This window comes from Pseudoalteromonas sp. Z1A2 (assembly GCF_011378755.1).
Lineage (GTDB): Bacteria > Pseudomonadota > Gammaproteobacteria > Enterobacterales > Alteromonadaceae > Pseudoalteromonas > Pseudoalteromonas distincta.
In genome coordinates this window covers 221,996-233,890 of sequence record NZ_WTKX01000004.1, presented here as the reverse complement: position 1 = coordinate 233,890, position 11,895 = coordinate 221,996, and the positions used below count along the sequence as shown (strand labels likewise).

Below are 11,895 nucleotides of genomic sequence, written 5' to 3'. Positions count from 1 at the left end.
TTTGAAGATCTGATCATGACATTGAGATTTAGTTCAAAAAAATCCCCGCTAATTTCTTAGCAGGGATTTGTGTATAAGAGACAGCTTTTTTTAGGGCCTTTTTTGTTTTTTGATAGTAGGCGCTTTAATAATCTACCTAGCTTTAAATCAAACCAACGTAATTGCCTTAAAAGGTAGCTAACGCCGTCATAAAAATAATTAACAGCATCTTCTTTTACAGAACTAGATTTAAGCTGGTTTTTAAAAAACACTAAAAAAACACTTTGTATAATAAAGCGTAATATATTTGAGTAAATGTAGGCTCGGTAAGGCAACCTTAAATGAGGGTAGTAGTCATAAAGGGTATATTCAAAGCTGATTTTGTGCTTTTTAATATTTATAAACAGTGAGCTTAAAAGCGTAATAAAAGGCATTATAAAAGCTTCAATAACATTTACTTTATGTTGATTAAAGTAGCTATGAAACTTAAATAAAATGTACCGGACTAACTTATCAGTAAATAAAATGCTCAGCAGCAAGTATAAAGTGCTGTGAATAGGACGCTGATAAAATAATGTAATGCTCATTTTATAAGGTCGCTTTACTAACTAGCCAACCAGCTAGTGTTTCAAAGTCATCGTTTGCGACACTATATGGCGCGCAATTAAGCGCTACATTTCTGTATGCGGTTGACTCTTTAATAACTTCGTCACTGTTGATAAAAAACGGAGCCATAAGAGGGAGAGTAGATTGCCAAAGAGAAAACAAGTCAAATTCTAGCGTAGATGCAGAATTATAGCGGTTAACTAAAAAGTAATGCTTCCAATCAGTATCTGAATTTTTGAGTGTTTGTAGGCGTCTATAAATTAAGCTGTGACAAATAGCGTCGCAATTAACCAGTTCAATTACAATATCGTTTTTTTCTAACGGATAGTGGGGAAGGTTAATATGTGCAGGGCAGTCAAAAATTACCCACGCTTCTTGGCTATAATTTAGGTTTTTGCATCTATTTACCATTTTAGTGGTGTTATCGATGCTAGTATCAGTGCTGTCACCATATGGTAAAAATATAATGCCATCGTCATCTTGATGAAAATGCACAAGTGCATCTTCAAAGCTCGCTTCATTACTCCAGCCTTTGGTATACTTCCATGGCAAGCCAAAATGTAAACCTAGGTCACTTTTTGCATCTAGATCGATTGCAATAACGTCAACATCAGACTTTTTTAGCACGCACGCTAAATTTGCAACCACAGAGGTAGTGCCTAAACCGCCTTTGATACCTTTAACGAAAACTCTTTGCAACGGAAGTTTTACCTATCTTTAATTGAACTAACTTATGTGTTTAGTTCGTTGTTTATTTCTTTAAGTAATGCGTACTTATTAATTGTATTATTATTTTGCTGTTTGTTTACAATTTCTATGTAGTCATCACTCTTTCCACCAAAACGTAGTGCAAGGTTTTCTATGTCACTTGATGTTAACGTTTGTGAGTTTTTAGGCGTCAAGTTATTCATTCTTCCCTTTACAGTTACTTTAATTATTTTGATTAAAAGTGGACAATATTTGGCTATTATATATAGAATAACGGTTAAAACTAGTAAAAAAGTATTTTTTATAGGGCGTTTTAAGTGCATAACTTTAACATAACGGGATTAGAGCCTGCTGCAAAAGAGTTAAAATCGGCTTCAAGTTATGCTGTTTTAGCCCCTTTAGACAATTTTGTAATCGAATTGGCGTTACATTCAATTAACCAAAGCTTGGTTAATGATATATATATAGTTTCCCAAGAGGTTGAATCATTTTTTGATTCTTCTTTTTCTGCATCGTTAAATTATGCTTATAAGCATAATAGAGTACACCCTTTTTCGTTGGCCTCAGAAACACAGAATCATTCTATAGAGAAAATTAATTCAGGTATTATAAAAGAAATAAGTGCTTATAAACGCCTAAACAAAGCGCTTATTTTTGTTCATTTTCATACAGCACAGTTAAGCAGTACTGACGAGAAAAGCTTAGAGCTGATGATGAGGCGGTACAACGATTTTGTTCGTAGTACGGGAGCTACATTATTATTTTTAATTTCGGGACCTGATATTGCAAATTATCGCTTTTTATTTAGACGATTAAACAATGTATTTGATGGGCTGGTATTTGTTGATAACGACTCTGCGGTTCGAGTACTTGAATATGATTATTGGCGTCACAGTAGGGGGGTTATTGCTGGTGAACATTACCAATTATTATTAAGTGGTAATCAGTTTGTTGTTCAAACTGGAACGGCAAGCGAAAGTAAAACACTTAAACAGTCAGAGTTTGCCGATGAAGACGATGTTTGGCTTGTGCCAAGTGCTGTGCCCGAAGGTACTAAGTTACCGATGCATTATAAAAGCGTAAAAGATAATAATGATTTATTTAATAAAGGCCCAAAAGTAGAAGCAGCCACCTTAATTTTTGCAGTAACGCGTTACACCGATTTGGCGCTATTGGGTAAGCAGTGTTTTGAACTTAGAAAAAACTGCGGACGATGGTTAAAGCTTGTTATTCAAAATGTTGATGGTGTTATTCGCCATCAAGATGAGTGCTTATTTTTAACCTTGGGTGTAAATCTAATTTTGTATAGCTTTTCAGAGCCTTCGCGTTTGCTTTCACAAGTGCAATCTATTCAAGGTTTTAAGTTTTCAAGGCCTTTACCTTCCTCAGTTGAGGATGTTTTGAAATACACTGAAAATACCTTTTCGAAAGGATATTTACCTTTCATCGAGTTTACGAAACAAGTAGAAATTCATAGTGACTCAGCCGTTAATTTAGGTGTTAGTGGTGTGCTAGTGAAACTTGAGCTACTACCAAGAATTGACCCTATTCATCCTTTGCATTTATTTCATATTAAGCGCGAAGGTGATGTATTTAGCATTGCAGATAATACAGTTTATTTATATTTGCATGCTTGTAGAGAAAATGACGTTGATAATGCAATTAAGCATTTGTTTAAATTAAAAACGAGTGATTTTTTTGTACAGCAAAATATAATTTCTGACCACTTTTACATTCAACAAGAATGTAAACAGTTAAGGCGATTTTATAAAGGTAAGAGTGTTGTAGATTTCTCGCAAAAACTTGCTGAGAATGATAGCTATAAATTTGCACCTGATATAGCAAACAGCGTTACTGAAAATATTAACACCCCAGAATTTTCTAGTAAAAGCCGCCCAGATGCTAAGCCTTTTATAATGAAACTAAGAGATAACTTATGAGTATGAATCAGCTTTTAATTACCGTGTTTCTTGCAATGGTGCTTGGCGCGGTGCTTTGTATGCTAGGCAAATACATTTTATCTCAAATAACAAAATATTATTATAAGCTTACTTTTAAACATGAAGTACTAGAGCCTTATACACCAAATACAGTAAAAAAGGATAAGCAGTGAAATTATCAGGTTTAGGGGTTTGGAACCTTTATTTTTTAGTTAAGTTTGCTCTGTTTTATTACGGTGCAATTGATTTTAACGTACTAACTAATGCCGCTTTTGCTTCATTGCTTGCGATTAAATTTAAACAGCCATTAATAGAGAAGGCAAAACATATAGTAGGTGCTGTGTTTGCAGTGGTATTACTTTATCAAGACTCATGGTTGCCACCAATAAACAGGTTGACTAAACAAGCAGGTAACGTTCAAGATTTTAGTTTTGGTTACTTTATCGAGCTATTAACCCGAGTTATTAGCGTTGATATGTTGTTGGCTTTGTTCGTAATTAGTGTGTGTTTTTGGTATACATCGCAATGGATACGCTTTACCACTGTGACTATTGTTGGGCTGTTAATTGTAGGGTGGCAAGGAGATAACTCTCAATCACAATTCGTTAATAATGTGGCAAACCCTGAACCGGTTACTCAAAATCAGAGTAATCCTCAAACGCAAGTGATCACTCAGGCAGCGCAATCTCCTGATCAAAAATTAGCTGATTTTTACCAACAACAAAGCTTACTAATGAGCCACTTTCCAAACCAAGTGAATGGTGAGCTGTTTGATTTAATTATTTTGAACATATGCTCAATGGCTGTTGCTGATTTAAATGCTATTGGTGTAAGTGTTACTGATATGTATAAAGACTTTGATGTGGTGTTTTCAGACTTTAACTCGGCTACGTCATACAGTGGACCCGCTGCGGTAAGACTGCTGCGCGCTAGTTGTGGGCAAACGAGTCAAACAGCATTATTTAAAGAGGCACCTGAACAATGTCACTTGTTTAAAAACCTAGAGAAACTAGGTTATCAAAACAATGTTGTGATGAATCACGACGGACATTTTGATGAGTTTAAAGGTTTAATAAATAAGTACGGTGGCCTAGATAGTACGCCATTTAATATAGATTCAATGCCAGTGGCGCTACGAGGCTTTGATAATAGTCCTATTTACTCAGATGAAGCTGTGCTGGATGGTTGGTTAGAGCAAGCTGAAGATTGTAAGCCGTGTGCGATGTACTACAACACCACAAGTTTACATGATGGTAATCAGCTAGAGAATCAACCAAGGGTTAATAGTAAAGAGACATACCCAATCAGACATAAAAACTTGTTTGCTGATATTAACCAATTTGTAAAAAAATTAGAAAAACGCGGTCGCAACGTTATGTTAATGATAGTGCCTGAACACGGCGCTAATTTAAAAGGTGACAAAGTACAGTTTGCAGGTTTACGTGAAATCCCAAGCCCAGCAATTGTGTCGGTACCTGTAGCAATTAAATTTATAGGCCCAGACGTACAAAACTATTCGCAAATTGTGGTTGATGATTCAACAAGTTACTTTGCGCTTTCAGAGCTGGTAAGTAAGGCGCTGCAAACTGATGTATTTGGTGGGAATAATAGTGTTGCTAATTTGCTTGAAAACCTACCCACAGCACCTAAGGTTGCTGAAAACGAAGGCACAATAATGATGTATGTTAACCAAAGACCACTTATACAATTAGATGGTGGTGATTGGTCTGCTTACCCACAAGGTAAGTAGTCACATAATAAGATTTAACAAACAGCACTGGTATAGTTAAATATCAGTGCTGTTTTTCTTCGTTTAATTGCATTTCAACTTATCGCTTTCGCAGTCTGTTTCGTCCAAAAATGTTTACAATAAGCTACCTTCTCAAAGCGACTTAGCGTATTATTCGGCTAATATAGTTTTTCCTTCTTTGAGGATGTATGCGTCTAGATATTCACTGTGCTGATCGAATTGGTATTGCTCAAGAAATCCTTAATATATTAGTTAACTACAGCGTTGATTTAAAAGGAATCGAAGTCGATTCTGTAAATTGTCGTATGTACGTTAGTTTTCCCGAAATAGAATTTGAACAATTTCAAAAAATTATGCCATCGATACGTTTAATCGACGGCGTACATGACGTGCGTACCACTGCATTTTTACCATCTGAGCGTGAACACAACGAATTAAATACTTTGCTACGTGCATTGCCTGATGGCGTTATCTCTATTGATGCTAAAGGTTGGGTACGCTTATGCAACGATGCAGCATGTAAGGACCTACAGTTAATTGAAAAAGAAGTTATTGGTGCAAATATTAATAACTTACTTAAAGGGTTTAACTTTACACGTTGGCTAGAAGGTAAAGAAGTGCTCGGGCAAACCACACGCGTTGAAGTGGCGGGTGAGGATTTTATTGCAGATATTTTACCAATTGCAGTCCCTCAAGGTAGTGAAGGTGATGTGCTTGCGGGTGCGGTTATTAACATTAAATCGCAAAGCCGCTTAGGGCAGCAGGTCAGTGCATTTAGACGCTACGGGCAAGAAAGCTTTGCGACTATTCATAACTTTAGTACGGCAATGCGCCGAGTTGTGCGCGAAGCACGCAAAATGGCGCAACTAGAAGCCCCTATTTTGATTACTGGTGAAACTGGCACAGGTAAAGAGTTATTAGCTCGCGCGTGTCATTACGCATCTAATCGCTCTGTTAAGCCTTTTATTGCGCTGTCGTGTGCTTCACTTCCTGATGATGTTGCTGAGTCTGAATTATTTGGTTATGCCGGGTACGAAGAAAACGCAGCGCCAAAGCGTGGTGTATTAGAGCAAGCTGATGGTGGAACTGTATTTTTAGATGAAGTTGGCGAAATGTCGACTCAACTACAAACTAAGTTACTGCGTTTTTTACAAGATGGTACGTTTAGAAAAGTAGGCGATGAGAACGAAGTTAAAGTAAATGTACGTATTGTTGCCGCTACTCAAAAAGACTTACCTGCAATGGTACAAGAAGGGGTTTTTAGAGAAGACTTATATTACCGTATAAACGTGCTTACTTTAGAAATAGCGCCACTAAGAGATAGAAAAGCAGATGTAGGACCACTTGCAGAGCATTTTATTCAAAAATATGCGCAACAAAATGGTCATGCAATTCCTGTTTTATCACAAGAGTGTTTAAGCTTTTTACAAGAGTATCCCTGGCCTGGAAATGTACGTCAGCTGGAAAATGCAATTTACCGTGCAGTGTCGTTACTAGATGATAGCGAGCTTCGCGTAGAGCATTTGCAGTTACCAACTTTTACTCATGATTTAGGGTATTTAGAGTCTGATTTTGAAGGCTCACTAGATCAAGCTGTTAAACGTTTTGAAGCGACTTTACTTCGCAAACTCTACCCTGCTTACCCAAGCTCACGTCAGTTAGCTAAGCGATTGGGCCTAAGTCACACCGCTGTAGCTAATAAGTTACGTGATTACGGGATTAATCGAAAAACAGTAAAAGTGTAATTGACTTAAAGAAATTAAAATATGGGGACTAATTTTTAGTGCCCATATTTTTTGTTACCCCATCAATTGCAATCGTCTCAATACCTTCTTCGTTAAAGTTCATTACGATACTGGCGTTATTACGAGTGAAAAAATAGCTACGGCCATTTAGCTCAATAACATAGTCACCTTTTACCGGATCGCTAAACTGCTGCTTTTTTAGAGTGACTGTATGTTCGCCAATTTGCCATTCAAACTCCTCAATAAACCCGTTATTAAATTCTTGAACCCATACTTGGCTGTCATCTTTTGAAAGCGTGATGGCGACAGAGTAAGAGCTAGGAATTTGCTCCATATTGTAACTTTTAGATCCAATAGTGAATTTCTCAGCTTTTTGCTGCCATTCAAAACCAAATTTAAATTCTTTAACTACACCGGTAGGGTAAGTTACTGAGCCTTTACCTGGTAACGAGAAATCGGCAAAAGCATTGTAGCTAGGGACTAATAGGGCCAGTGCAGCGATAATTTTTAGTTTTGATTTCATTAGCTATCTTTTTTATTGTAATAATGATTTAAGATTAAAGTAGAATATTCGTCTTCGCAAGGGGCTATGCTACACTCGAATAAATTTAACTGGTAAGACCTTTATTGTGAACTTATATATTCGACTTTTATTATTATTTTTCAAAATTAAACGCAATAAGCAATATCAAAATCTACTTGATACAGTAGATATTGATTACAAAGCTTTGCCGACTGATTGTGATATTAATCTACATTTAACGAACTCACGCTATCTTGCGATGATGGATTTATCTCGCACGTGGATGACGGAGCGTGTTGGCTTACTAAAGCAAATAATGAAGCGTCGTTGGTTTCCGATTGTTAACGCAACTGCTATTACTTATATCCGCGATATTAAACCTATGCAGCGATATACAATAAGTACTAAGTTAGTTGGCTGGGATCATAAATACTTTTATATTGAGCAAAAGTTTCACTCAGAGCGAGGCTTACATGCTATTGCTTATGTACGCGGTGTATTTAAAAGTAAAAAGGGTATTATAAGTATTGAAGAAATGCTTGAAGTTGCTGGTTTTGATGGGCAAACACCTATATTGCCAAGTGAAGTAATGCACTGGAAAGAAATGTTAGAGCAGAAAAAGTTAAGTAACCTGCCAAATCGCTAATACCCTACAAATGAGAAAAAAGGCCTTTCGGCCTTTTAACACACATTGTAATTGGGTAACTATGTACTACTTCATATATGCTTTAAAAGCTGTACCTAACACCAAACATAGCCACAACAGGGTCAAGCTCAACAGTTGATGTAAGCGATTTTGCACCATTAGCATAAACAGTGGCATCGGTATCAATATCCATAATTGATACCATAGCGTGTAAACCCCAGTTTTTATCAATTTTATAGTTAGCACCTACCTGAGCCATAAAGCCAAACGAATCATCTAACTTTACTTCTACATCGTCTGTTCCTAGTGTTGCTTTAAGTGCTTGAGAGGGTTGCTCATCAAAAAATGTAGTGTAGTTTATGCCTACGCCTATAAAAGGTCTTAGCGCATAGCTTGTATCTAAAAAGTGGTATTGTGCAACCAATGACGGTGGAAGTTGTTTTATATCTGCAATTTTGTTGCCTGCTAAGCCGTCTGCGCCATTTACATCGTGTGAAAACGGTGTTGCTGCTATCAGCTCTAACACCCATTGATCGTTAAATGCATAATCTACGGTGATACCTAGTTGAGTATCTGAATCACCTTTAAGGCCTAGCGTAGGTGCTTCATTAATCGCTGAGCTACTGTTATCAGGGTTTACGTTAATAGCGCCAACATTTACGCTAAAGTTAGCGTGTGCAGCTGGAGAGAGTGCTAATAAAGAGGTTAATAATGCGATGCTAATTTGAGTTTTCATGTTGTTCTCCAAGAACTACTGTTTGATTGGCGCTATTATTACCGAGCAATAAATATGAAAACCTGTTCTAGATCAAAGTTTAAAAAGCATTTGAAGCTTATAAAATATTTTATTGATTTAGATTAATTTTAGTGTCGTTATGCTTTTGTAAAGATTGACATATTTATTTAATTAACAGTCACATGAATATATTAAGGCAGGCACTGCCTTGCCATAATCTCGTGTTTAACCAAGGGCCTTAATAAACAAGAAAATATGTTTTTAGCAGGGTTCAAAAAATAATTAAAACAGCCGACACTTAAAAAAGTATTGGAAGACTTAAGTGCGATTGAGTCGGTTTGTATAATGAAATATAAACCGAGTATTTTATAATGCATAAAATACTCGGTGCACTGACTTTACTTATCAATAGTTATTCTAAATAACGTTTAGCTTTGTTTTCTTTCACACTTTTAAGATCGACTAATACCAATCCATCAATACAATTATTAAAATCGGGATCAATGCTAAAGCTTAAAAATTGTACACCGCCAGGGTTGCAAAGCTCAGTATATTGTTTAAATAAAGTAGGGACTTGAGCGCCCATATTAGCTAACACATGTTTTAACTCTACAAAATCTTCTTTAACATCGTTTCCATTAAAAAGAATATTGCATTGAGTTAGCTGTTGCTCAGTTAATTTAAGCTCATTATTAGGCGTAGCTAGTTCTATACTGCTTTTATAATAATGTTGATAGTAATAAACGAGCATGGCTTTGGCTTGCTCAGGTAGAGCGTTGGACACGCTTACAGCCCCAAATAAATATCTATACTGTGGGTAGTTTTTTATAAAAGCACCAATACCGTACCATAAATAGTCGAGACTCTTACGTCCCCAATACTTAGGTTGTACAAAACTTCGACCAAGCTCAATACCTTGGTGCAGATAGGGCGTCATAGCGTCGGTGTAAGAAAATAAACTATCGGTATATAAACCTTCACGTCCATGTTTTTGTATTATCTGTTGTGCGCAGGCTAATCGATAAGCACCTACTAGCTCTAGCTGCATAGGGTCCCACAGTACAAGGTGTTGGTAATCCATATCGTATTTATCTATATCACGACGCTTACCGCTTCCTTCACCTACTGCTCTAAATGCAATTTCTCTGAGGCGTCCCAACTCTCTAAAAATAGGTGAACTACCTACATATTGATATAAATGAATGTGCATGCCATCGTGTGTTTTACCCAGAAGCTGACATTGCTCAATTGCTCTTTTTAGTTCTTTTCTACACTCGGGCACAGCAATAGGTGTTTGTGTTTTTAGCGGCAGTGTTTTTTTAGTTGTAAGCCTATAAAGCTGCTTACGTATGAGGTTTACAATTTCTTTATCTTTAAGGTTTTCTATCAAGTAGGACTCAGGAGGGATAGAAGCACCAATTTCAAACTCTAAAGATTTTTGGCGCTGCTTAAACATTTCGGCCACTAATAGTAAACTTGCCAAAGGTTTATAAATCATTGATGTACCATAAAAAAGCGGACTATTTTTGGCTTTAATAAAAATAGGTAAAATGGGGCAGTTGGCTTTTTTTGCCATACGTAAAAAACCGCTATTCCATTTGCAATCCTTAATACCGGTTGGTCCTAGGCGCGACACTTCCCCTGCAGGAAATATAAGTAAGGCACCTCCACCTTTTAAATGGTTTTGTATATTACTAAGCTCTTGCTTTTTACTCATACCAGATAAGTTATCAACAGGGAGTAAAAGAGAATGCATTGCGCTGACCGACATTAACATGCGGTTTGCGACTACTTTTAAATCCTGCCTTACTGTAGAGAGTACTTTGATAAGTGCTAAAGCATCTAGTGAACCAATAGGGTGGTTAGCAACAATAACAAGTTTACCCTCGTTAGGAATATGTTCTATCTGCTTAGGTTTATAGCGCGTATCAAAATTGAGTTCATCAAGTACTTGCTCAACAAATTCTAATCCTTGTAGGTGAGGGTACGTATTACCAAAGGTGATAAACTCTTGTTCATGCAATAAGTAACCTAAGCCCTTTTTTACTAAACCTTTTACTTTTGGAGAGTTCTCTAGTTGTGGTAAGTTTGCTGCAATTACTTTATCAACACTTATCATATTAACCTCATATTCCGTTTGGTCTATTCGCTATACATGTAAGATTAAAAAAAGGGTGTGACAGTTACTTTGCAGTAGTGTGACTTTTTAAAGTACTAAATTATAAACTGTGAATTGCTAGGAGAATTTATGTCGGTATTGGTGGCTATAACGGGGCGCAACAACGAAAAGCTAATAACGAAGTTACAAGAGCGATTACCAAATACATTGATAGAGCAATGGCCTGATTGCAAAAACGCAAATAATGTGGATTTTGTACTTGCGTGGAATGCTCCTGAGTCTCTGTGGCCGCAGCTGCCTAACTTAAAAGCTGTGTCGTCATTTGGTGCAGGCGTAGACAGTATCGATTTAACATTACTCGACGAAAGTGTCGAAGTAGTACGTATTGTTGACATGCAACTAGCTGAAGATATGGCGGAATATGTACTTACACATGTCTTAGCTCAAAAATTACGCTTAAAAGAGTATTACACTAAACAAACACAGCAAACATGGAAGCCAAAACGAGCTTTTAGTAATAAACATGTTGGTATACTTGGATTTGGCGAATTAGGTAAAGCATGTGCGCAAAAACTTGTAACTAATGGTTTTAAAGTAAGTGCCTGGGCGCAAAGTAATAAAAACACGACTAATGTCGAGGTTTATTATGGCGATGAAGGACTTAGCGATATGCTTTCTGACGTTGACTACCTTGTATGTCTATTACCCCTTACGCAAGCAACTACAGGCATTATTAATCACTCAATGCTCGCTAAGCTACCTTCACATGCTGTTGTTATTAATGTGGCACGTGGCGCTCATGTGGTTGAGCAAGATTTATTAAATGCATTAAATAGCGATAGCTTACGCGCTGCTACCTTGGATGTTTTTGACCAAGAACCTTTAACGCAGAACCACCCTTACTGGGGAAATCCCAAAATAACACTTACACCACATTGTGCAGCGCTATCTGATTTAAATAGCGTTATAGACCAAATAGCCGATAATATTGAACGTTTGAATAAGGGCTTAGCACTCAATAATTCAGTGGATAGAACAAAAGGTTATTAGCTGATAGCTAATTAGTTTAAAAAACAGCTTGTTAACATTTGTAATTTTCATTAGTGTAAAAGATGTTCTCACTAATAAAAATATAAAGAGGGT

Annotated in this window: 10 protein-coding genes; 5 read left to right on the top strand and 5 right to left on the bottom strand. The window is 36.7% G+C overall.

Annotated features, from left to right (window positions below):
- Positions 1 to 567: 567 nt before the first annotated feature.
- Entirely contained in the window at positions 568 to 1,284 is a 717-nt protein-coding gene (bcsQ, locus tag GQR47_RS05470) for a cellulose biosynthesis protein BcsQ (RefSeq protein ID WP_024596635.1), read from the bottom strand.
- A gap of 32 nt (positions 1,285 to 1,316) precedes the next feature.
- Positions 1,317 to 1,496: a BcsR/BcsP family cellulose biosynthesis protein gene (bcsR, locus tag GQR47_RS05465; RefSeq protein ID WP_002958211.1), complete on the bottom strand. Its 180-nt coding sequence runs from the start codon at positions 1,494 to 1,496 to the stop codon at positions 1,317 to 1,319.
- A gap of 114 nt (positions 1,497 to 1,610) precedes the next feature.
- Here bcsR and bcsE point away from each other — a divergent pair, with 114 nt between their 5' ends.
- The 3 genes from bcsE to tyrR all read left to right on the top strand — a co-directional run bounded on the left by bcsE (position 1,611) and on the right by tyrR (position 6,728).
- Positions 1,611 to 3,233, top strand: coding sequence for a cellulose biosynthesis protein BcsE (gene bcsE, locus GQR47_RS05460; protein ID WP_024596634.1), 1,623 nt, complete (start codon positions 1,611 to 1,613; stop codon positions 3,231 to 3,233).
- 169 nt (positions 3,234 to 3,402) lie between these two features.
- Positions 3,403 to 4,983, top strand: coding sequence for a cellulose biosynthesis protein BcsG (bcsG, locus tag GQR47_RS05455; RefSeq protein WP_024596633.1), 1,581 nt, complete (start codon positions 3,403 to 3,405; stop codon positions 4,981 to 4,983).
- A 188-nt stretch (positions 4,984 to 5,171) separates the two neighbouring features.
- Complete coding sequence (gene tyrR / locus GQR47_RS05450) at positions 5,172 to 6,728, top strand: transcriptional regulator TyrR (protein WP_002958215.1); 1,557 nt, start codon at positions 5,172 to 5,174, stop codon at positions 6,726 to 6,728.
- Between the two features lie 28 nt (positions 6,729 to 6,756).
- Here the strand turns inward: tyrR and GQR47_RS05445 are convergent, their stop codons facing one another.
- Positions 6,757 to 7,251 (bottom strand): hypothetical protein, encoded by a 495-nt coding sequence (locus GQR47_RS05445; protein WP_024596632.1) that lies wholly within the window; start codon positions 7,249 to 7,251, stop codon positions 6,757 to 6,759.
- A 106-nt stretch (positions 7,252 to 7,357) separates the two neighbouring features.
- Between GQR47_RS05445 and GQR47_RS05440 the strand changes: the two genes are divergently transcribed.
- Positions 7,358 to 7,897 (top strand): thioesterase family protein, encoded by a 540-nt coding sequence (locus tag GQR47_RS05440; protein WP_024596631.1) that lies wholly within the window; start codon positions 7,358 to 7,360, stop codon positions 7,895 to 7,897.
- Between the two features lie 82 nt (positions 7,898 to 7,979).
- Here the strand turns inward: GQR47_RS05440 and GQR47_RS05435 are convergent, their stop codons facing one another.
- Positions 7,980 to 8,633 (bottom strand): OmpW family outer membrane protein, encoded by a 654-nt coding sequence (locus tag GQR47_RS05435; protein WP_024596630.1) that lies wholly within the window; start codon positions 8,631 to 8,633, stop codon positions 7,980 to 7,982.
- Positions 8,634 to 9,045: 412 nt separating this feature from the next.
- The gene (locus GQR47_RS05430; protein ID WP_024596629.1) at positions 9,046 to 10,752 is read right to left on the bottom strand and encodes a lysophospholipid acyltransferase family protein; all 1,707 of its coding nucleotides are present in this window, start codon (positions 10,750 to 10,752) and stop codon (positions 9,046 to 9,048) included.
- A 129-nt stretch (positions 10,753 to 10,881) separates the two neighbouring features.
- On the opposite strand from GQR47_RS05430, the gene GQR47_RS05425 reads away from it, so the two are divergent.
- Entirely contained in the window at positions 10,882 to 11,802 is a 921-nt protein-coding gene (locus tag GQR47_RS05425) for a glyoxylate/hydroxypyruvate reductase A (protein ID WP_024596628.1), read from the top strand.
- Positions 11,803 to 11,895: the final 93 nt, after the last annotated feature.